This is a genomic window from Aeromicrobium sp. P2_G6 (genome assembly GCF_056403535.1).
Genome location: NZ_JBFUFH010000001.1, coordinates 152,283 through 172,150 on the forward strand (window position 1 = coordinate 152,283; position 19,868 = coordinate 172,150).

The window sequence follows — 19,868 nt, forward strand, 5'->3', positions numbered from 1 at the left end:
GTCATCTCCTCAGGGGAGAATACGCGTATGCCAAGTGAACGGATCATCAACGCTGCGGGCGGAGTCGTGTGGCGCAAGCGGGCGGGATCCGGTCGCGCCGAGCCCCGGGTCGACGTGCTCGTCGCGCACCGGCCGTCGTACGACGACTGGACCTTCCCCAAGGGCAAGGTCGATCCCGGCGAGGCACTGCAGGCCACGGCGGTCCGCGAGATCGCCGAGGAGACCGGCCTGCGCGTGCGCCTGGGCCCGCGGCTGGTCCAGGCCAGCTATCCGGTCGCGGCCGGCACCAAGGTCGTCGACTACTGGTCCGCGCGCGTCATCGGCCCAGGTGCGACCGAGCCGTTCACCCCCAACAAGGAGGTCGACGAGATCCGTTGGGTCGGCATCCGCGAGGCCCGCGAGCTGCTGACGTACGAGCACGACATCGAGGTGCTCGAGGACTTCCGCCGCCTGCGCGAACAGCAGGGCCACCGCGCTCGTACGCTCATCGTCGTGCGCCACGGCAAGGCCGCGCCTCGCGAGGACTACGACGACGACCTGGAGCGCCCGCTGACCCCGGTCGGCGTCGAGCAGGCCTCCGCTCTGGTGCCGCTGCTCTCCGCGTATGGGGTGCGCCGCGTCGTGAGCAGCCCCGCGGTGCGGTGCGCGCAGACCGTCGAGCCGTACGCGCACTCCATCAGCACGTTCCTCGAGATCGACGACCGGCTCTCCGAGGACAGCCGCGCCGCCCAGGTCGACCGCTCCGTCACCGCGCTGCTGGATCGCAAGAAGCCCGTGGCGCTCTGCTCGCACCGCCCGACCCTGCCGTGGATCTTCGACGCGATCGGCACGGATGTGCAGGAGCTGGCCACCGGCGAAGCCGTCGTCGTTCACCATCGCAAGGGCAAGGTCGTCGCGACCGAGAAGCTGCCCTGACAGGGCATACGGCCATCACCGGGCACCACCGTTACATCACCGTTCACCCCGCGTTCACCCACGGTCGGACATCGATACACCTGCAACTCATAGCGTCACGGGACGTAAGCATCTAAAGATCCCAGAGAGGGACCCCCGTGAACCGCAACCCACTGCGCATCGCCGCCCCCGCGGCCGCGCTCGCACTTGCCCTCGGCCTCAGCGCCTGCGGTGCAGCGAACGAATCTGACGACTCCGGCTCGAAGGACTCCGGCACCAAGGTGTCCGGCACGCTCAACGCCGGCGGATCCAGCGCCCAGGAAGCCGCTGTCGGCGCCTGGAAGAAGGCCTTCCAGACCGAGAACCCCGACTCCACCGTCAACTACGACCCAGTCGGTTCGGGCGGTGGCCGCGAGCAGTTCCTCGCCGGTGGCCTCGCCATCGCGGGCTCCGACGCCTACCTGGACGACGACGAGCTCGCCAAGGCGAAGGACGTCTGCAAGGGCGACGTCGTCGAGGTCCCCGTCTACGTCAGCCCCATCGCGGTCATCTACAACCTCGACGGTGTCGACGAGTTGAACCTCGCGCCGAAGACCATCGGCGCGATCTTCCAGGGCAAGATCACCAAGTGGGACGACGCGGCCATCAAGGCCGACAACCCCGACGCGAAGCTGCCCGACAGCAAGATCACCCCGGTGCACCGCTCGGACGACTCGGGCACGACGGAGAACTTCACCGACTACCTCGATCAGGCTGGTGAGGGCTCTTGGACCGGTGGAAAGACGAAGACGTGGCCGCTCAAGAGCGGTGAGGCCGCTGAAGGCACCTCCGGCGTCGTGGCTGCGGTCACCAGCGGCAAGGGCACGATCGGCTACGCCGACGAGAGCCAGGCCGGCGATCTCGGCCAGGCCAACGTCAAGGTCGGTGACGAGTTCACCGCCCCGACGCCCGAGGCTGCTGCCAAGATCGTCGACTCGGCGACTCCGGTCGCCGGCCGCGCCGCGACCGACATCGCACTCGACATCGACCGCAAGTCGACCGAAGCGGGCGTCTACCCGATCGTCCTGGCGTCGTACCAGATCGCCTGCCAGGCACCCGCGAAGGACGCGGCGCTCATCAAGGCCTGGCTGACCTACGTCGCCAGCGACGAGGGCCAGGCCGCAGCCGCTGAGAGCGCCGGGTCCGCCCCGCTCACCGCGGAGTTCGGCAAGAAGGTCCAGGCCGCGATCGAGACGATCAAGGTCAGCTGACCCCGACCCTTGAGCTTGTCGGAAGGGCGCACGTCCTTTCGACAGGCTCAAGGACCGGGTTCCGGTCCCCCACATCCTGAAAGGCACCACCTGTGACCAGCACGCAGGCTCCCGCTCCCGGCCGGACCCCGGTCCGCCGGCCTGGTGACCGCATCTTCTCCGGGCTCTCGCTGAGCGCGGGACTGCTCATCCTCGCGATCCTCGCCGGGGTCGCGATCTTCCTGACCGTGCAGGGCATCCCAGGCATCACCGCTTCTCCCGACGAGGTCAAGAGCGGGCAGCACTTCCTCCCGTACGTCTGGCCGCTCGTCTACGGCACGCTGATCGCCGCGACCATCGCGATGCTGATCGCGGTGCCGGTCGCCGTCGGCGTCGCCCTCTTCATCTCGCACTACGCACCACGCAAGCTCGGCCAGAGCCTCGGCTACCTGATCGACCTGCTCGCCGCCGTGCCGAGCGTCGTCTACGGCCTCTGGGGCATCCAGTTCCTGTCGCCCCGCATGGTGCCGTTCTACGAGTGGCTCGAGAAGCACCTCGGCTTCCTCCCCTTCTTCGACGGTCCGGTCTCCGCCACCGGACGTACGATCCTCACCGCCTGCGTCGTCCTGGCCGTCATGATCCTGCCGATCATGACCGCGATCTGCCGGGAGATCTTCCTCCAGACCCCGCGCCTGCACGAAGAGGCAGCCCTGGCTCTCGGCGCCACACGTTGGGAGATGGCTCGGCTGGCGATCTTCCCGTACGCCCGCTCGGGCATCGTGTCGGCCGCGATGCTGGGTCTGGGCCGTGCCCTCGGCGAGACGCTCGCGGTCGCGATGGTCCTGTCGGCCACTGCCGGCGTCGTCACCGCCGACTTGATCAGCAGCACCAACCCCAGCACGATCGCCTCCAACATCGCCCTGACCTTCGCCGAGGCCAGCGGCAAGAGCGTCAACGCCTTGATCGCCAGCGGTCTGGTGCTCTTCGTGATCACGTTCCTCGTCAACTTCGCCGCGCGGGCCATCGTGGACCGCCGCAAGGAATTCTCCGGAGCCAACTGATGACGACCACACTCACTCCTCCGCCCGTCGACGTCACGCGGGAGCTCTATGGCGCCCGCCTGCCCAGCTGGGGACCCCAGGTCGTCGTCGCGGCCGGCGTCGTCGCGGCCGGAGGCTCGTACGCCGCGGGCGCCAACGCCCTGCAGGCCGCGCTGCTCGCCTGGGTCGTCTGCATGGGTCTGCCGCTGTGGTCCGTCGTCGTCGAGGGTCGCCGCAAGGCCACCGACCGGCTCGTCACAGTGCTGGTCTCCTCGGCCTTCGTGCTCGCGCTCTTCCCGCTGTTCAGCATCCTGTGGACCGTCGTCAGCAAGGGCAGCAAGGTCCTGTCGGCGGACTTCTTCACGTACTCGATGCGCAACGTCGTCGGCGAGGGCGGCGGCATCTACCACGCGCTGGTCGGGACGCTGCTGATAACCGGTGCAGCCGCCGTCATCTCGATCCCGATCGGCATCTTCTCGGCGATCTATCTCGTCGAGTACGCCGAGGGCAACCGGCTCTCGCGCTGGATCCGGTTCCTGGTCGACGTCATGACCGGCATCCCGTCGATCGTCGCCGGCCTGTTCGCATACGCGATGTTCGTGCTGTTCTTCGGCGAGGGCGTGCGCATGGGCATCGGCGGCGCGGTCGCCCTGTCGGTGCTGATGATCCCGGTGTTGGTCCGCTCGACCGAGGAGATGCTCAAGCTCGTCCCGAACGAGCTGCGCGAGGCGTCGTACGCACTCGGCGTGCCGAAGTGGCGCACGGTCGCGAAGGTCGTCCTGCCGACGTCGCTGGCCGGCATCGTCACGGGCATCACGCTCGCGATCGCCCGTGTCATCGGTGAGACCGCTCCCCTGCTGATCATCTCCGGCATGACCGACTCGGTGAACTTCAACCTGTTCGACGGCCGCATGGCGACCCTGCCGGTGTTCGCCTTCGCCTCGCAGCGCAACCCCGGCATCCCGCCGGAGTTCAGCCTCGACCGCGCCTGGGGTGCGGCCCTCGTGCTGCTGCTCATCGTCATGCTGCTCAACCTCATCGCCCGCCTCGTCTCCTACTTCTTCTCGCCCAAGGGCGAGCGCTGAGTTCAGAAAGGACTCTGTCATGGCCAAGAGCATCGATGTCTCTGACCTGAACATCTACTACGGCGACTTCCTCGCCGTCGAAGATGTCACCATCCCGATCGCCGCGAAGTCCGTCACGGCGTTCATCGGCCCGTCCGGCTGCGGCAAGTCGACGTTCCTCCGCTCGCTCAACCGTATGCACGAGGTCATCCGCGGCGCCCGAGTCGAGGGCAAGGTGCTGATCGACGGCCAGGACCTCTACGGCGCCGACATGGACCCTGTGAACGTACGCCGGATGATCGGCATGGTGTTCCAGCGGCCCAACCCGTTCCCCACGATGTCGATCTACGACAACGTGCTGGCCGGGCAGAAGCTCAACAGCAAGCGCATGAAGAAGACCGAGGCCGACGACATCGTCGAGCGGTCGCTGCGCAGCGCGGGCCTCTGGGCCGAGGTCAAGGAGCGCCTCGACCGTCCCGGCTCGGGTCTCTCCGGCGGCCAGCAGCAGCGCCTCTGCATCGCCCGCGCGATCTCGGTCGAGCCGGAGATCCTGCTGATGGACGAGCCGTGCTCGGCCCTCGACCCGATCTCGACGAGCGTCATCGAGGACCTGATCCACGAGCTCAAGTCGCAGTACACGATCGTCATCGTCACGCACAACATGCAGCAGGCGGCCCGCGTCTCGGACGAGACCGCGTTCTTCAACCTGTCGGGCGTCGGCAAGCCCGGCCGGCTCATCGAGCACGGACGCACGGAGACGATCTTCTCGAACCCGACCGACTCCGCGACCGAGGCCTACATCCAGGGCCGATTTGGCTGAGGTCGAGGCCGCCCGCGGCCGAGCGCCGAAGCCAGGTTGAGCCGAGGCGCGGCGAAGCCGCCACCTAGTCGAAACCTCGTGAGATCAAGCCCGAGCGCGACCACGGTTGCGTTGGGACTTGATCTCACGAGGTTTCGAGGCTTCGGGCGCTGAGCGCCCTCGCACCTCAACCACCTCGACCGGTCGCGCGCGGAGCGCGCTCGGGCCTCGGTCAGTTGCCGGGGATGAGGATGTGCAGGAAGAAGTACGTCACGGCGCCGACGGTGGCCGCCGCGGGGATCGTGATGACCCAGGCGGTGACGATGCCGCGGGCGACTCCCCAACGTACGGCGCTGAACCGCTTTGTCGCTCCGGCTCCCATGACGGCAGACGTCATGGTGTGCGTCGTCGAGACCGGGGCGTGCGCGCCGATCGCCATGCCGTAGAGCACGATCGCAGCGGTCGACTCGGCGGAGAATCCGCGCGGCGGGTCGAGTGCGATGATGCGACGGCCCATCGTGCGCATGATGCGCATGCCACCGGACATCGTGCCGAGCGAGATCGCAGTGGCCGACGCGAGGATGACCCACAACGGGATTTCGTCACCCGTGTGCTCACCCCCGGCGATCAAGGCGAGGACGATGACGCCCATGGTCTTCTGCGCGTCCTGCAGGCCGTGACCGAGCGACAGCGCTGCAGCTGAAACGGTCTGGGACAGCCGGAACCCGCGGTTGAGCGTGTGCGGGTTGGCCCGGCGGAACACCCACATGATCGTCAGCATGATGAGGAACGCTCCGCAGAAGCCGAGCGCCGGGCTCACGACCATCGGGATGGCGACCTTCTCGACGACCTTGTCCCAGTCGACCGTCACGCTGGCGGCTACGCCGGCGCCGATCAGGCCGCCGATCAGGGCGTGGGACGAGGACGACGGGATGCCGAAGTACCAGGTGACGAGGTTCCACACGATCGCGCCGACCAGGGCGCTGAGGACAACTGTCAGGGCATGGTTGGGCGTCATGTCGTCGAAGCCCGTGAGGATGTCCTTGATCGTCTTGGCGACGCCGACACCCAACAAGGCGCCGACGAAGTTGAGGATCGCGGCCATCGTGAGGGCCAGCCTCGGGGTCAGGGCCCGGGTCGAGACCGAGGTCGCGATCGCGTTGGCGGCGTCGTGAAAGCCGTTGGTGTAGTCGAAGAACAGGGCGATGGCGACAGTGGCGATCACCAGCGCCAGGGTGAGGTCCACGACTCAGGACTCCTTGACGGCGATCTGCTCCACCGTGTTCGCGACGGATTCCAGCGCGTCGATGGCGTGCTCGAGGGAGTCGACGACGTCCTTGAGCTTGAGCACCTCGAGCGACTTGAAGTTGCCGCTGAAGAGGTTGGCCAGGATCCGGCGATAGGAACGGTCGCCCTGGTTCTCGAGACGGTTGATCTCGATCCAGTACTCGTCGAGGTCCTTCATGGTGCGCAGCCGGGGCATCGCCTCGGCGGTCAGCTGCGTCGCGCGCTGGAGCACCTCGACCTGCGGGGCGAAGTCGGCCGGCAGGTCGCCGAGCTCGTACAGCCCGACCAGGTCGACGGTCTCCTCCATGAAGTCCATGACGTCGTCGAGGCTGCTGGCGAGGCGGTAGATGTCCTCGCGGTCGAACGGGGTGATGAACGTGGAGTTGGCGCGCTTGATGATCTTGTGCGTCGTCTCGTCGGCCTGGTGCTCGGCCTCGCGCATCTGCTCGCCGATCAACTTCTTGTCGGTGCCGGAGTCCAGCATCTGTGCCAGGAGATCGGCACCGAGGACGAGGTGGGTTGCCATTTCGGTGAACAGCTCGTAGAACGTCGTTTCAACCGGTCGGATGCGAAAACGCACGACTAGCTCCTGTCAATGCTGGGTAGGCCACGCCCATGCTAGAGGCACGGCGTTCCAGAGTGTCAATCGCGGTGCCGCTCAGGCGTCAACCAGCTTTCGCGATCCCGAGGATCTCGTCGACTTCGCGTTGGGAGAGGTGACCGTCCTTCGACGAGGCCGCAATGATCAGCCGACTCGTCAGCTCGATCTCGTCGAGCGCTTGGTCGTCACGAAGGCGACTGTCCAAGGGCTCCGGCATCAGGGGCGCTCCATCTTGCATCGATCTGCTCAACACACGGTCAGCCTGATCGCAGCATCACGACAGGATCGTCCTCCCCTTGACCTCAGGTTATCGGGTCGCTCAACCCGGCGCACCCCCTTTGCGGTTTCACGACCGGTTGCCCGCGCCCATGTCACAAGATCCCGGGCTGTCTCGTCCCAGTAGCAAGGAGAGTCTCGAATCTGAAAGGTGATGACCATGCGAGTTTTCGTGGCGGGTGGGACCGGAGTGATCGGGCAGCGTCTCGTGCCGCAGCTGGTGGCCAACGGGCACCAGGTGACGGCGACGACCACCAGCAGGGACAAGGTCGACATGCTGCGGCAGCTGGGTGCTGAGCCGGTCGTCATGGATGGCTTGAACGCGGCAGAGGTCGGCGAGGCGGTCGCCGCTGCTGCGCCGGACACGATCATCAACCAGATGACCGGCCTGTCGCCGACTCATGGTGGCCGGATGAACCCACGGAAGGCCGACCGATACTTCGCCGCGACCAACCGGCTGCGCAGCGAGGGCATCGACCACCTCCTGGCAGCGGCAGAGGCGACCGGCGTGTCCCACGTCGTCTCGCAGAGCCACGCCAGCTTCAACGGGATTCGCGAGGGTGGATGGGTCAAGACCGAGGAGGATCCGCTCGAGGTCGTCGAGGGCACCAAGGCGGTGAACTACCTCGAGGACGTCGTGGCCAGAGCCGGTGGCGCGGTCCTGCGCTACGGCGGGTTCTACGGCGCCGGCGCCGACGACGAGCAGCTGAAGTTCGTACGCAAGCGCCTGGTCCCGATCGTGGGCGGTGGCACCGGATACACGTCGTTCGTCCACATCGACGACGCCGCGAGCGCCACGGTCCTGGCGGTCGAGCAACGAGCGCGAGGCGTGTTCAACATCGTCGACGACGAGCCGGCACCCTTCAGCGAATGGCTCCCCTACTACGCGGCGTGCGCCGGCGCCAAGCCTCCACGACGGATCCCCGCCTGGCTCGCTCGGCTGGTGATGGGCGAGATGATGGTGGGCATGATGACCGAGGGCCGGGGCTTCGCCAACGCGAAGGCCAAGCGCGAGCTGGGCTGGGAGCTGCGCTACCCGTCGTGGCGGCAGGGCTTCGAGAAGGAGCTCGCGTGACCCGCGCCGAGGAGTTCGAGGACCTGCGAGGCCTGCTGTTCTCGATCGCCTACCGGATCCTCGGCAGCGTGGCCGAGGCCGAGGACGCGGTCCAGGAGACCTGGCTGCGCTTCGAGTCCACGCCGACAGAGCCCATGTCGACCAAGGCGTTCCTCTCTGCGGTCGTGACGCGGATCTCGATCGACGTGCTCCGCTCGGCGCGCGTGCGACGGGAGTCGTATGTCGGTGAGTGGCTGCCCGAGCCGTTGGTCGAGGATCCGTATGAAGACCCGGCGCGATCGGCGGAGCTGGCGGACTCGGTGTCGATGGCCGCCCTGCTGCTGCTCGAGCGACTCAGCCCGCTCGAACGTGCCGTGTTCGTGCTGCGAGAGGTGTTCGGGTTCGGCTTCCCCGAGGTCGCCGCTGCCGTCGGCCGGTCCGAGGTCGCGTGCCGCCAGCTCGCCGCACGGGCGCGACGTCACATGGATGGCGGACGCACCCGCTTCGAGGCCGACCGCAAAGAGCGGGACGAGCTCGCTGCGCGGTTCTTCGACGCGCTTCTGGGCGGAGACGTCGATGGTCTGCGGGAGCTGCTTGCCGCCGACGTGCAGATGGTCGGCGATGGCGGCGGCAAGGCGCCCGCGTTCGCCAGGGTCGTCCTCGGCGCCGACAACGTGGCGCGGGTGCTTGCCGTGAACTTCCCGCTGTTCGCCGACATCGACGCCACGATCGAGCCGTGCCAACTGAACGGCGACCCGGGCGCGGTCCTCCGCGATCGCACGGGCCGGGTCGTCGGCACCATGACGTTGGACGTCCTCGACGGGCGGATCCAGGCCATCCGCTCGGTCGTGAACCCCGACAAGCTCGGGCACGTCGGCCCCGTGGGTGACGGCTGGGCCGTGGCCCGCGAGATCCAGCAGGCCCGACGGTCGAGCAACTGACCTTTCCGGTTTAACGAACACGTCTGGCCACTGGCAGACTGTGTACGCGCGTCGTACGACGCGGGCCTCTAGCTCAATTGGCAGAGCAGCGGACTTTTAATCCGCGGTCGCTCGTTGCAATGGCGGGGAATAACCCGGCTTTGACAGCCAGCGTGTCAGCCAAGGACCCTTAAGCTAATCCGTGGGGGGCGAACCCATCGGCGTTCATCAGCTCCGCGGGCGTGACCTCGAGCGCCTCCGCGATCCGCCCAATGTCGTCCGCGTTGAACACCCGGTCTCCAGCGAGACTCCGGTGCAGCGTCATGTGATTGATCCCTGACGCCGCCGCAGCCTGCCTGATCGACATCCCGCTACGGAAGATCGCCGCCGAGATCTGGTCATTCAGATATTCGGCGAAGGTTCGCCCCTGGCCATCACGGAGACCTGCGTGGGAGCGCACGCCTCATCATGAGCGCTACAACCTGTCAGGCGGGGGTTAACGCAAACATCGTCTTGCGCTGTCTCAGATTTGTGACACGTTAGAGGGTCAAGGCTGGCCGTCTCAAATCTGTGACACGTTTGTGGGCGGAGGAGAGGGAGGGGGTAGTCATGGCAAATACACCAAAGCGAACGTTCCGATCGCCTGCCCGGATCTGGAATCTAGCGGTGCGCAAATCGAAGCGGACAGGGAAGCCAATCGCTCACGTACTGAACGAGTGCCTGTGGGTGTGGACCAAAGATGAGCGCGAAAGGCGCCGGGATTCGAGCACGGATTAAGGGTGTCATGACACCTGAGCGGCGAATCCGTAACCTTTTCCGCTCAGGTGCCGCACCCTTTGGCTATGCCTTTCGACAACCAAGGGCACATCATCTCGGGGAGAACAACAATGGGGATTGACTTCGTGCGAGTGCTGGGTGTCCAGGTCTATGAGGTGGATGGACTCGAAGACGTCGCACTCTATCTAGAAGAAGATGGCATCCTATTCATCAGGTCCGGCCTTGACCCCGAGGAGTGTCGGACGATTTGTGATGACGTGCTGGGTTGCCTTGTCCCCCTGGCTTCTTAGCTGCCGACTTCGCCTTGCGCACGGTCTTCTGACCTTCATCTTCCTGCGCTGGTTGCGAAGCCTTCGGGTGCCGGACCGTGATTGCCAAACCCAAACGACTAGCAAGCTCCTTGACAAGTTCCTCATCACTGACCGCCTTCACCTCGTGCGTAATTGAGGGGGCCGCAGAACGCGGCAACCCCATCGCCTCGGCGACGGCAGACCAGACCGATTCATCGGAGAGTCGGAACGCTTTTGCCAAGGCTTGCACAGTCTCTGCGTGGGGTGGCTGTGGCAGCCGGCCCCTGTCATCGGTTACTAGCCGATGTACCTGCGCCCGCGAAAGCCCAGCCTCCCGCTCCAGGTCCTGGCGGTCCCATTTGCGGGCCACCATTTCCTGGTCGATGAGCTTCCGGTATGCGTGCATAAAACAACCTTCCGCCGTGACAACTTGCCGTGTCCAATGGACAATTCTGTTCGCGTCAAGCGCCTTCGTCGCATTTCGTGAAGCAATCCGTCAAGCAAGAGTATCGGGCGTCAAGCGGTTCTGACCGGTGGCTGAGCAATTTCTCGACGATTTGGTCTTGACGACTTGTCAAGCACTATGCAACACTCGGTCACACGGGGGTTGACAATCAAGAAGGAGGCGACAACAATGAGGAACACACCCAAACGCCGACGTTCCAGGAGTCGATGGATGAAGCTCGAAAAGCCAGAACTCATGGCCGACTACATGAAGGCCAAGGGCTTTTCTCAGGCCCGCCTTGCCCGATACGCAGAGTGCTCCCGCCAGTTCATCTGGGCGCTTCTCAACGGAGACCGGAACACCTGCACCAAGGCGGTGGGCGACCGCATCGAAGAGGCGCTGAGCCTCCTGCCCGGAACCCTTTTTTTGGACTCGGTGTCAAGTGATGCGCGACCGACCGTCAAGGGGCATGCGACAGACAAGGTCGCCGTATGACGACGCTCTCGGTATCGGTCAGAACCGCGGCGCAGCTGACCGAGATCAGCGAGACGACGATTCGTGACGCGATCAACAAGCAAGCGCTGCCGGCGCATCGCGTTGGGCGATCCATCCGCATCCTCACCAGTGACCTCGAGCAGTGGCTTCGCACCCTTGTTCGCGTCGGAAGCGAGGACGACTCATGAGCCAGACCAAAGCCTCGCTCGCGTGGCACAGGCACCCAGACCGCGAGGCACGGTGGCAGCGCAAGTACGGCGACCTGACGACCGCCAAGTACTACGTCTACTTCCTCAACGACGCTGATGGCAACGCGGTCTACATCGGCCGCTCAGTCGATCCCAAGTCTCGCCTTCGCGCCCACGAACGCAACCAGGGCAATCCGAACGGCGGCTTCTACGACACCTCGAGCTGGTACCCACTGGTCGATCACATGGAAGTCGTCGGCCCGTTCCCGTGGGACGAAGCCGTTGCGGTTGAGCGCGAGGAAATCGGCAAGCACCAGCCGCCGGCCAATCGTGACCTGACGGCCCGTGACCACCGCCCCGCTGTTGCTGCCGAGTCGCAGCGAATCCGTGACGAGTACCTGACCGAGCTTGGAGAAGCCTCATGACCGCCCTCCAGCGCCGCCTCAACGCACCCAAGCCACTCCCTGCAACCGATGTAGCCGACCGCATCCAGGTCCGCAGCGCATCAGCAACCTTCGAGTCATCCACCCGTGCGCAACTCGAAGCCGCGATTGCCAGTCGCACGTGGTCGCAAGGGTGCGAGGTGTGTGGCTCGGTGCAGATGTTCACGGGCAGCCTCGACGAGTGGCTGTCGAAGTCCGCAGCGTGGGATGAGAGCCACGAGTGCATCGCGCAGGTGTCGGCATGAGTTACGAGATGTGCGCTTTCCTCGTCGCTGCGTGGTTGATCGTCTGCCCTTGGATTGTGTCGCGTCGTCCTAGTGGCGGTGCGCGATGAAGACGCCGATCGAGGTTTCCGAGATCCGCAAGGGTGATCGGATCGTCGCAAAGTACAAGGTGTTCGACGCCGAGTACGAGGTCACCTACACCGCGTCTGGCAGCGGGCAGCCGTGGAGGTCGAAGAAGGATGTCGACATCAACTCGGAGGTGGAGCACTACCTCTTGGACCGTCCCGCACCCGCCGTGGACCTGCCGACCGAGCCGACGTTGGGATGGCTGGAGGTCAGCGACACTGGGCAAGCGAACTTCACGCGAATTCCCGGCCGCGTTCTTGGTGTCTTCAAGAATCGCAAGACGGTTGTTGATGGCGGCACCATCGGCTCTTGGTCGCACGATCTGGTCACCGCCTTCACTCCCGCGACCGCCGTCCCAACGTCCGCGCTGGACGAGTTGCGCGAGTACATGAGGAAGTTCTCAGACGGCGCGATGCTGACACGTTCCGGCAACCAGATTCGCGACTTCCTCGCCGCCGTCGACAGGGCCGGTGATCCCCGATGACCGCCGCATCCACATCAGACGCACGTAAGCGCAACACGTCGCCAGTCGATCCGGTCGAGGTTGTGGCGCGGGCGATCACCACAGCAATAGGTGAGGACTTCGACGACAACGACCGCATTGATCAGGCACTCGCGCTCGACTGTGGCCGCGATGTCGTCAACGCCCTCCGAGCCGAAGGACTACTCGCATGACCGCCCCCGACCTCGACGCAACGATCGCCGAAATCGTCGACACGGCCACCGTCATCAACGCGGCGTTCGATCGGATGCTCGCTGATGAGGACGCGCGACATGCGGCGTGGATTGCTGCGTTGGGGGGCGTGGCATGAGTGCGCAACAGGGCAGGGCCGTGCTGTTCATCATGCAGGCCAACGGTCGTGTCACGGCAGACGAGTTCTTCGAGGGAAGCTCAGAGACTGATCCGTATCACCGTGCGCGCCAATTGTGGGCGTCTGTCGAGGACGACTTCCCCGACGCTGCACACGCGATCTACATGGACGATCGCGCTCGCGAACTGATGACTGCGGCGCGCATGGCGGCGATGGGACTTTCCTCATGACCATCGAGACACCGGACCTGTTCGACGCGATTGCCGACGCGGAAGCTGAGGCGTATCCCTCGGCGCCGATCGAGGGTGAGACGAAAGCGACTGTCGATCTGGTCGCGAATGACTGGCGCAGTGATGAGGACTGGCTGTCGTTCGTCCTCGCCGCTCGCAGTGCCGCCGTGCCGGACTACAACGATCCGGTCATCAGGATCATCTGGCGCGTGGACCCCAATGTCGTCAGAGAGCGCTTGACCAACAAGCACGGCCTCACCATCGAGCCTCGCCGCTACTCCGCGTTCTGGAGTCGAGCGGCTGGCAAGAACGGCTTCCTGATTGCCGACGGATGGACGGTCAACGACGACGCCAAGGGTCACAACAAGGGCAAGCCGCAGCGGATGTATCGACTCCGCACCTGATCGCCCTGCGGCGGGGTCGTCGGCACTCCACCCTCCCCCGAGTGCGCGACAACTCCTGGCCCTGCCGCAGGTGCCTACTTCACCAACAGCAAGAAGCCCGATCGCATCAACCGACCGGGCTCCATACAAGAAGGAGTCTAGCAATGACTTGTCCACACGCTCAGTCCAAGTGGGTCGGCATCGTGTCGAACAACCCGCACCCGCCGATCACTGGAGCGCACATGTCGCAGGTGACGTGCGCCCGCGAATCCTGCATCAAGAGAGCAATCAGCGAGGTTGCAGGATTCACCAACCAGACCGCGCGGCTCTACACCTACGAAGAGTTGCGTGCCTCATGATCCCCGCCGACGCATCAACCGCAACAGAAGCTCGACACAGCGAACCGTACTCAGGTCTCGTTGACCACCTGTTCGCGATCGGCAACGCAGGCTACGAGGGGCGTCACATCGCACGCGGTCGTCACGCTGATGGTGACTACTCGTATCTCGCCGAGGAAGCAGCGCACGTCGTCTGGTGCGCACAGTCGTACCCGCTGGTCCCGTGGCCGCAGCACGCTGGGGTGACGGCATGAGTGCGGGCATCGACCTCGTCGTCGACCACGACGGCGACCGGAAAGCATGGGTCGTTCGACCGTTCGGCGACTACGGGATCAACGGCAAAGTCTTTGCCGTCACGCACACCAAGGCTGAGGCCATCGCGATCGGCGAGGTGCTGGGCAAGGTCTTCGCCGAGTTCAACAACAACAGCGATGCGTGCGAGCTCTACATCCGCACGAAGAACGGGCGCATCCAGGACAAGCGCACCTATGGCCGCGACCCCGAAACGAGTGTCGGATGACCGCCATCATCGTCGCTGGCATCGCAACCGCCGCAGCCATCGTCACCCTCTGGCGACTCGCGTACAGGTTCGCGTGGGGGCTGTGATGACCGCCGACTACTACAACGCGGCCGGTGTCATCTGCGGACTCATGGCACTCATCGTGCTCGCGTGCTGGACGTGTCTGCGGAGGCCGATGTGATGCAACTCGACCTGTTCGCCGACGACACAACGGCCGGCGTCACACACATCTGCCTGCCTGACTTCTCACTCGCATGCGGCATCGGCTACCTCGAGAAGCCTGCCAATGACCGCGTGCTGTTCGGCTGGTCCAAGCCGCCGACATGCCCGTGGTGTCACAGCCTTGGACGCGCGTATTGCCAGCACGTTGCCAGCGAGATGCAACAGAGGGCCGCATGACGTGTCACAGCCCAGATGCCTGCACTGCCGACCAGTGCTGGGTCTGCGAACCCGACGAATGCCCAGATTGCCTGCCGCGGTCCGAGTGCCTGGCTTGCTCTGACGACCGCAGATACGACGAAGAACGCGACGCCCGACTTGAGGAGAACCTATGACTTTCGAACCCGGACTGCACGAGGACGTCCCGAACGCGGCCTACCACAGTGGCCTCAGATCGAACCCGAAGCCACTATCGGCATCCATGGCGAAGTGCTTGGTCACGAAGTCGCCCGCCGAGTTCAAGTGGGAGCAGGAGAACCGCACCGAGAAGACGGCGTTTGATGAGGGGCAAGCGGTTCACGAGCTCGTCCTTGAGGGTGAGTTCAAGACGATCGACGTGTACGACTTCGATTCCTGGCGCACGAAGGAATCACAGCAGGCGAAGGCTGAGTCGTATGCCAATGCCCGTCACCCGATGCTGCGTAAGGATGTGCGCAACCTTGAAGCAATGGCGCTCGCGGTTCATTCGTCGCCGCTCGCATCGTCCATCTTCACGAACGGTCGCGCTGAGGTGTCGGCGCTCGTACAAGACCCCGGCACCGGCATCTGGTTACAGGCGCGGTTCGACTGGCTGACACTCCCCGACATTGGCGCACCACGCATCGGCGAACTGAAGACGACGGCCAAGGGTGCGAATCCGCGTTCGTTCAACCGTGAGATTGCCGAGTACCGCTATCACCTTGCGGGCGCGTTCTATGGCCGCGTTCTCAAGCTGCTCGGTTACGACGACCCGACATTCACGTTCGTCGCTGTCGGCAAGAGCGCACCGCATTTCGTGTCGGTGCTCGAACTGTCCGAAAAGGATCGGCTGATCGGCGACATGTTGGTCGACAAGGCGATCAGCACGTATGCGACCTGCCTCGAGCGTGACGACTGGCCTGGTTTCGATCGGGAGATTCACGCGACCGACCTGCCGAATTGGAGCCTGTACGAGGCCGAAGAGATCGCGGGTATCAATGGCGACATCCAGGTTCCAGCATGACCGCCCGGAAGTACGCGCCGATCTGTTCGTACCCCGGATGCGGCAGGGCGCATAACGCCCGTGGCCTATGCAACCCGCATGGGGCCATGCAGCGCCGGGGTGAACCACTCCGACCAATTCAGGACCGCACCGGGCCTGTCGCACGACCTGTCGTCGATCGATTCGCAGACATGGTCGCACTTGCCGACAGTGGGTGTCTTGAGTGGATCGGTGGGCTAACGCTGGGTGGCTATGGTTCGTTCGCCGTAGATGCCACGAAGGCGACACCGCGTAGGGATATGGCGCACCGATGGTCATACGAGCATCACGTCGGCCCGATCCCGGATAGCTACGACATCGACCACCTGTGCCGCAATCGTCGATGCGTCAACCCTGACCACCTAGAGGCAGTCACCCGGCGCGTGAACATCCAGCGCGCCACGGCCCTCATTACTCATTGCCCACAGGGTCATGAGTACAACGCGGGGAACACGGTCGTCAATGCAAAGGGTCACCGCAAGTGCCGTGCCTGCGTGCAGGAACGAGAGCTGAAGCGCAGACCGGTCCGCCTCGCAACCAGGCGGGCAGAACGCGCCGCACGAGGGCTCAAGCGGGGCGGCCCTGAGCGCAAGACCCAGTGCCATCGGGGACACCCGCTAGCTGGCGAAAACCTCTACGTCTCCCCGAAAGGCACTCGAGGCTGCCGCGAATGCAGGCGCCTCAACCACCTACAGCGAAAGGCAGCATGACCATGGACATCACAGCAACCACGGCGCCACGCAGTGACCAGCAGAACTTTGATGACTACGCAGCCGGCGTGGCGCGTGTCGTCACCATCACCGAGGTCAAGGCTGGGTCATCGGAGCAGCCCGTCGAGATTCACCTGACTGAGTTCCCTGGCCGCCCGTACAAGCCATCCAAGAGCATGCGTCGCGTACTCGTCGCAGCATGGGGGGCGGAAGCGTCTGAGTACGCAGGCCGGCGCATGAAACTCGTAGGCGATCCAGACGTGAAATTCGGCGGCGTTGTCGTGGGGGGCATCAAGATCGCAGCCCTGTCGCACATCGACAAGCCGCTGAAGTTGGCGCTCACTGTCACCCGCGGCAAGAGAGCACCGCACGTCGTCGACCCGTTGCCCGACGCCCCATCATCCCCGCCACTCGAAACAACAGCCGAACGTGCAGCCAAAGCCGTCGACTACTTCGCAGGCCGCAACGTGTCCCAGAGCAACCTCGAAGCACACGTCGGCAAGCCAATCGCCGAGTGGGATGACGCGGATCTCGCAGACCTGAAGTCGAACGCTGACTCGATCGCGGACGGTGCAGCATGAGCGCGGAAGAGTTCGGCATCGAAGACCTGCCGACAATCATGGAGGGCCTTTCGCCCAGCAGTATGGCTGCGCATCTGGACCGTGACAGACCCTATGACGGCCAGCCACACACAGACATGGGCGAGCGTGGCAAGACGCTGGTAGAGGGTCTGACCTACCGCGACGTGCGCGACTGCTTCATCCGTGCATGCTTTGAATCCAGCGGCCTGCCGATCAGTGGGTGGCCCGGAAGCGTGTACGACCTGCCGTGGGACGACATGGACATCATCGCCGTCGCTCAGAACCTCTCGGTCCAGATGGAGAAGTACCAAGGCATCTATCCGAACGTGCCGAGGTTGCTGCCGACCGATCCAACCGAACCGCACTGGTGTGGTCCCACCCTTGAGCGGTCCGACTGGGGCACGCATACCGGTCCGTGTGACGGACGCTTCGGCTTTCGCGAGGCGGCGATATGAGCACCCACGAAACCGAAGCCGACCTCGAAGCCGCACGCCAGATCGACCAGTCCTCGAACGAAACTCGCGCCTTCGAACGGTCGGACGCGGCGAAGGTTGCGGCAGTGGCGGCGCTCGCGGATTGGTACGACGCGCAACCGAACTGGCGCGAGTGGCGAATCGGAGCATCTATCCGGAATGCCGTCGCAGATCCGGACGCAGCGCTGGCGAGAGTGCGGGCCGAGACGCGCGCGGAGGTGGCGTGGGAGATCGCACGGGCAATTGAAGCGGCGGGCGTCAAGGTGGCGGCGATGGGCACGCCCGAATTCGCGCAGGCCATACAGGACGCCCGCATCGCCCGCGCCAAGGCGGTGACCCCCGATGTCTGAGCACACCATCACCCGTCGCAAGGTCGACCGCTACCCACTCGACCCCCACTTCATCGCCACATGCTCAACCTGCGGCCCGCTCGGACCACCCGTCGACCTCGAAGACGCAAGACGCGCTGGCAGACGGCACGAGTCGTCACAGGCGCAGGAGTCGGTTGCGGGAGGGGTGAGCGAGTGATGGCGGCAGACATTCTAGACCCGGCATCTGGTAGTCGGATGTTCTATTTCGACAAGGCCGATCCGCGCGTCGAGTTCGGAGACATCCGCACCGAGGAACACATCCTCTGTGATGGCCGGACGCTGACCATTGCGCCAGACCGGGAGATGGACTTCCGCGACTTGCCGCACGATGACGAGTCCTTCCATCTCGTCATCTTCGACCCGCCACATCTCGTCCGCGTGGGTGAGAACGCATGGATGGGCAAGAAGTACGGACGCCTTGACCGGGACCACTGGCAGGGCGACCTACAGGCCGGATTCGCCGAATGCTTCCGCGTCCTGAGGCCCAACGGCGTGCTCATCTTCAAGTGGAACGAGACCCAGATACCCGTCCGCGAAGTCCTCGCCCTCACACCCCTTGCGCCGATCGTCGGACACCGCTCCGGCAAGACCGCCCGCACTCACTGGGTCACATTTATGAAGCCGGTGGCCACCTCATGACCCCCCGGCGCAACGTGCACATCCTCACCGCCGCAGGAACCACACGCGACACCACAGCCACCCTCACCACCCGCGAAACCGACCGCGCAACACACGTCGTGATCGCCATGGACGACGGGGAGACGTGGGAATGCGAGGTGGTGGGGAAGTGAACATCTACTCGAACGACGACTGGAAAGAACAAGCACTCTGCGCGCAAGTCGACCCCGAGCTGTTCTACCCCGAAGAGGGCGGATCGGGAAGAGAAGCCAAGTTCATCTGCTCACAATGCCCCGTCCGCGCTGAGTGCCTAGAAGCGGCCATCGACGAGGTCCACGGCTACTGGGCAGGCACATCACCCACCGAACGAAAGCTGATGCGGAGGGACGCGGCATGAGTGTCAAGACAGTTGTCCACACGCACCTCACACAACCTCGCGAGGTGTCGCACCGGTCGACCACAATAGAAGCAGCCCCGGAGAAGGCTGCAACCTCGCTCCAGGGCCTAACCAAATCCGCACCCGCACCAGCAAAGACACAGGGAGCATCAATGGCCTCACCTCAGGATAAACCAGCCCTCAGACCGGACGACAACCGTCACGGAACAACCCGCGGATTCCATGCCGGATGCCGGGATACATGCTGCCGCCGAGCCATCGCACGCTACGAGAAGCTGACCAAGCACCGCCGTCGCGCCGGCATCTCGTGGGCAATACCCGCCACCGGCACCCAGCGCCGACTCCAAGCCCTCATGGCCCTCGGATGGACCAGTACGCAGATCGCGCACGAAGCGGGCTGGGGGAACCGTAACGGCGTATTCCGCATCCTCCACGGACAAAAGGGCCGCCCCTGCCAATGGATTGAACGGAAGACATACCGCACCGTGGCCGAGGTCTACGAGCGGCTGCACATGACCGTCCCCGAACACACCCCCGCCAACGCCCGGACGAGATCCCTCGCAGCCAAGAAGGGATACGCCCCGCCTCTCATGTGGGACGACATCGACAACGATCTCGCACCAGCCGAAGCCGACGACGACGCCGACACGGTCGACGAGGTGAAGGTACAGCGCATCCTCAACGGCTGGCTCGAGGACTGCAACATGGCCGAACGCTTCGCCGTCATCGAACGCTGGGACGGCTCGATCGCCAAGCTCGAGCAACTCACCGGCTGGCACGTCCACCGCATGATGAAACGAGAGGCAGCCTAGTGCGCATCCGATCCATTCGCCCCGAGTTCTGGA

The 19,868-nt window shown here is 64.7% G+C and carries 32 protein-coding genes; 27 read left to right on the forward strand and 5 right to left on the reverse strand.

Features of this window, described 5'->3' with window-relative positions; all coding sequences use genetic code 11:
- Positions 1-27 precede the first annotated feature (27 nt).
- The 5 genes from AC1DVU_RS00715 to pstB all read left to right on the forward strand — a co-directional run bounded on the left by AC1DVU_RS00715 (position 28) and on the right by pstB (position 5,047).
- Positions 28-915: an NUDIX hydrolase gene (locus AC1DVU_RS00715; protein WP_476920501.1), complete on the forward strand. Its 888-nt coding sequence runs from the start codon at positions 28-30 to the stop codon at positions 913-915.
- 137 nt (positions 916-1,052) lie between these two features.
- On the forward strand, positions 1,053-2,144 hold the full coding sequence (pstS, locus tag AC1DVU_RS00720; RefSeq protein WP_476920502.1) for a phosphate ABC transporter substrate-binding protein PstS: 1,092 nt from the start codon (positions 1,053-1,055) through the stop codon (positions 2,142-2,144).
- A 92-nt stretch (positions 2,145-2,236) separates the two neighbouring features.
- On the forward strand, positions 2,237-3,184 hold the full coding sequence (pstC, locus tag AC1DVU_RS00725; RefSeq protein ID WP_476920503.1) for a phosphate ABC transporter permease subunit PstC: 948 nt from the start codon (positions 2,237-2,239) through the stop codon (positions 3,182-3,184).
- Complete coding sequence (pstA, locus tag AC1DVU_RS00730; RefSeq protein ID WP_476920504.1) at positions 3,184-4,248, forward strand: phosphate ABC transporter permease PstA; 1,065 nt, start codon at positions 3,184-3,186, stop codon at positions 4,246-4,248. Before pstC ends, pstA begins: the two co-directional genes overlap by 1 nt.
- Positions 4,249-4,267: 19 nt before the next feature.
- Positions 4,268-5,047, forward strand: a complete 780-nt coding sequence (gene pstB / locus AC1DVU_RS00735) for a phosphate ABC transporter ATP-binding protein PstB (protein ID WP_056402530.1) — start codon at positions 4,268-4,270, stop codon at positions 5,045-5,047.
- Between the two features lie 211 nt (positions 5,048-5,258).
- Here the strand turns inward: pstB and AC1DVU_RS00740 are convergent, their stop codons facing one another.
- From AC1DVU_RS00740 to AC1DVU_RS00750, 3 genes are all read right to left on the reverse strand, one after another.
- On the reverse strand, positions 5,259-6,272 hold the full coding sequence (locus AC1DVU_RS00740) for an inorganic phosphate transporter (RefSeq protein WP_476920505.1): 1,014 nt from the start codon (positions 6,270-6,272) through the stop codon (positions 5,259-5,261).
- A gap of 3 nt (positions 6,273-6,275) precedes the next feature.
- On the reverse strand, positions 6,276-6,893 hold the full coding sequence (locus AC1DVU_RS00745; protein WP_476920506.1) for a DUF47 domain-containing protein: 618 nt from the start codon (positions 6,891-6,893) through the stop codon (positions 6,276-6,278).
- An 85-nt stretch (positions 6,894-6,978) separates the two neighbouring features.
- A complete protein-coding gene (locus AC1DVU_RS00750) occupies positions 6,979-7,131 on the reverse strand; it encodes a hypothetical protein (RefSeq protein WP_188110630.1) in 153 nt (50 codons plus the stop codon).
- A gap of 219 nt (positions 7,132-7,350) precedes the next feature.
- Between AC1DVU_RS00750 and AC1DVU_RS00755 the strand changes: the two genes are divergently transcribed.
- Both AC1DVU_RS00755 and AC1DVU_RS00760 read left to right on the forward strand, forming a co-directional pair.
- Positions 7,351-8,265 carry an NAD-dependent epimerase/dehydratase family protein gene (locus tag AC1DVU_RS00755; protein ID WP_476920507.1) on the forward strand — a complete coding sequence of 305 codons (915 nt, stop codon included), beginning with the start codon at positions 7,351-7,353 and terminating at the stop codon, positions 8,263-8,265.
- Complete coding sequence (locus tag AC1DVU_RS00760; RefSeq protein ID WP_476920508.1) at positions 8,262-9,185, forward strand: RNA polymerase sigma-70 factor; 924 nt, start codon at positions 8,262-8,264, stop codon at positions 9,183-9,185. The genes AC1DVU_RS00755 and AC1DVU_RS00760 overlap by 4 nt, the downstream gene beginning before the upstream one ends.
- Positions 9,186-9,354: 169 nt before the next feature.
- On the opposite strand, the gene AC1DVU_RS00765 is transcribed toward AC1DVU_RS00760, so the two are convergent.
- Positions 9,355-9,624, reverse strand: a complete 270-nt coding sequence (locus AC1DVU_RS00765; protein WP_476920509.1) for a helix-turn-helix domain-containing protein — start codon at positions 9,622-9,624, stop codon at positions 9,355-9,357.
- 527 nt (positions 9,625-10,151) lie between these two features.
- A complete protein-coding gene (locus tag AC1DVU_RS00770) occupies positions 10,152-10,637 on the reverse strand; it encodes a helix-turn-helix domain-containing protein (RefSeq protein ID WP_476920510.1) in 486 nt (161 codons plus the stop codon).
- A 270-nt stretch (positions 10,638-10,907) separates the two neighbouring features.
- Between AC1DVU_RS00770 and AC1DVU_RS00775 the strand changes: the two genes are divergently transcribed.
- The 20 genes from AC1DVU_RS00775 to AC1DVU_RS00870 all read left to right on the forward strand — a co-directional run bounded on the left by AC1DVU_RS00775 (position 10,908) and on the right by AC1DVU_RS00870 (position 19,835).
- Positions 10,908-11,171, forward strand: coding sequence for a helix-turn-helix domain-containing protein (locus tag AC1DVU_RS00775; RefSeq protein WP_476920511.1), 264 nt, complete (start codon positions 10,908-10,910; stop codon positions 11,169-11,171).
- Complete coding sequence (locus AC1DVU_RS00780) at positions 11,168-11,359, forward strand: helix-turn-helix domain-containing protein (RefSeq protein ID WP_476920512.1); 192 nt, start codon at positions 11,168-11,170, stop codon at positions 11,357-11,359. Before AC1DVU_RS00775 ends, AC1DVU_RS00780 begins: the two co-directional genes overlap by 4 nt.
- On the forward strand, positions 11,356-11,784 hold the full coding sequence (locus AC1DVU_RS00785; RefSeq protein WP_476920513.1) for a GIY-YIG nuclease family protein: 429 nt from the start codon (positions 11,356-11,358) through the stop codon (positions 11,782-11,784). The genes AC1DVU_RS00780 and AC1DVU_RS00785 overlap by 4 nt, the downstream gene beginning before the upstream one ends.
- Positions 11,781-12,047: a hypothetical protein gene (locus AC1DVU_RS00790; RefSeq protein WP_476920514.1), complete on the forward strand. Its 267-nt coding sequence runs from the start codon at positions 11,781-11,783 to the stop codon at positions 12,045-12,047. The genes AC1DVU_RS00785 and AC1DVU_RS00790 overlap by 4 nt, the downstream gene beginning before the upstream one ends.
- Before the next feature lie 85 nt (positions 12,048-12,132).
- Positions 12,133-12,636 carry a hypothetical protein gene (locus tag AC1DVU_RS00795; RefSeq protein WP_476920515.1) on the forward strand — a complete coding sequence of 168 codons (504 nt, stop codon included), beginning with the start codon at positions 12,133-12,135 and terminating at the stop codon, positions 12,634-12,636.
- Positions 12,633-12,827 (forward strand): hypothetical protein, encoded by a 195-nt coding sequence (locus AC1DVU_RS00800; protein ID WP_476920516.1) that lies wholly within the window; start codon positions 12,633-12,635, stop codon positions 12,825-12,827. The genes AC1DVU_RS00795 and AC1DVU_RS00800 overlap by 4 nt, the downstream gene beginning before the upstream one ends.
- Positions 12,824-12,964: a hypothetical protein gene (locus AC1DVU_RS00805; RefSeq protein WP_476920517.1), complete on the forward strand. Its 141-nt coding sequence runs from the start codon at positions 12,824-12,826 to the stop codon at positions 12,962-12,964. Before AC1DVU_RS00800 ends, AC1DVU_RS00805 begins: the two co-directional genes overlap by 4 nt.
- A 20-nt stretch (positions 12,965-12,984) precedes the next feature.
- Complete coding sequence (locus AC1DVU_RS00810) at positions 12,985-13,194, forward strand: hypothetical protein (RefSeq protein ID WP_476920518.1); 210 nt, start codon at positions 12,985-12,987, stop codon at positions 13,192-13,194.
- Positions 13,191-13,598, forward strand: a complete 408-nt coding sequence (locus AC1DVU_RS00815; RefSeq protein ID WP_476920519.1) for a hypothetical protein — start codon at positions 13,191-13,193, stop codon at positions 13,596-13,598. Before AC1DVU_RS00810 ends, AC1DVU_RS00815 begins: the two co-directional genes overlap by 4 nt.
- Before the next feature lie 143 nt (positions 13,599-13,741).
- Complete coding sequence (locus AC1DVU_RS00820) at positions 13,742-13,936, forward strand: hypothetical protein (protein WP_476920520.1); 195 nt, start codon at positions 13,742-13,744, stop codon at positions 13,934-13,936.
- A gap of 202 nt (positions 13,937-14,138) precedes the next feature.
- A complete protein-coding gene (locus AC1DVU_RS00825) occupies positions 14,139-14,435 on the forward strand; it encodes a DUF2188 domain-containing protein (protein WP_476920521.1) in 297 nt (98 codons plus the stop codon).
- A 150-nt stretch (positions 14,436-14,585) separates the two neighbouring features.
- Entirely contained in the window at positions 14,586-14,834 is a 249-nt protein-coding gene (locus AC1DVU_RS00830; protein WP_476920522.1) for a hypothetical protein, read from the forward strand.
- Between the two features lie 151 nt (positions 14,835-14,985).
- The gene (locus tag AC1DVU_RS00835; RefSeq protein ID WP_476920523.1) at positions 14,986-15,855 is read left to right on the forward strand and encodes a PD-(D/E)XK nuclease-like domain-containing protein; all 870 of its coding nucleotides are present in this window, start codon (positions 14,986-14,988) and stop codon (positions 15,853-15,855) included.
- A 278-nt stretch (positions 15,856-16,133) separates the two neighbouring features.
- The gene (locus tag AC1DVU_RS00840) at positions 16,134-16,583 is read left to right on the forward strand and encodes an HNH endonuclease signature motif containing protein (protein ID WP_476921587.1); all 450 of its coding nucleotides are present in this window, start codon (positions 16,134-16,136) and stop codon (positions 16,581-16,583) included.
- Positions 16,580-17,164, forward strand: a complete 585-nt coding sequence (locus AC1DVU_RS00845; RefSeq protein WP_476920524.1) for a hypothetical protein — start codon at positions 16,580-16,582, stop codon at positions 17,162-17,164. The genes AC1DVU_RS00840 and AC1DVU_RS00845 overlap by 4 nt, the downstream gene beginning before the upstream one ends.
- Complete coding sequence (locus AC1DVU_RS00850) at positions 17,161-17,619, forward strand: hypothetical protein (protein WP_476920525.1); 459 nt, start codon at positions 17,161-17,163, stop codon at positions 17,617-17,619. The genes AC1DVU_RS00845 and AC1DVU_RS00850 overlap by 4 nt, the downstream gene beginning before the upstream one ends.
- Positions 17,616-17,987, forward strand: coding sequence for a hypothetical protein (locus AC1DVU_RS00855; protein WP_476920526.1), 372 nt, complete (start codon positions 17,616-17,618; stop codon positions 17,985-17,987). The genes AC1DVU_RS00850 and AC1DVU_RS00855 overlap by 4 nt, the downstream gene beginning before the upstream one ends.
- Positions 17,988-18,161: 174 nt before the next feature.
- Positions 18,162-18,647, forward strand: a complete 486-nt coding sequence (locus AC1DVU_RS00860) for a class I SAM-dependent methyltransferase (protein WP_476920527.1) — start codon at positions 18,162-18,164, stop codon at positions 18,645-18,647.
- Between the two features lie 148 nt (positions 18,648-18,795).
- The gene (locus AC1DVU_RS00865) at positions 18,796-19,023 is read left to right on the forward strand and encodes a WhiB family transcriptional regulator (RefSeq protein ID WP_476920528.1); all 228 of its coding nucleotides are present in this window, start codon (positions 18,796-18,798) and stop codon (positions 19,021-19,023) included.
- 152 nt (positions 19,024-19,175) lie between these two features.
- On the forward strand, positions 19,176-19,835 hold the full coding sequence (locus AC1DVU_RS00870; protein ID WP_476920529.1) for a hypothetical protein: 660 nt from the start codon (positions 19,176-19,178) through the stop codon (positions 19,833-19,835).
- Positions 19,836-19,868 lie beyond the last annotated feature (33 nt).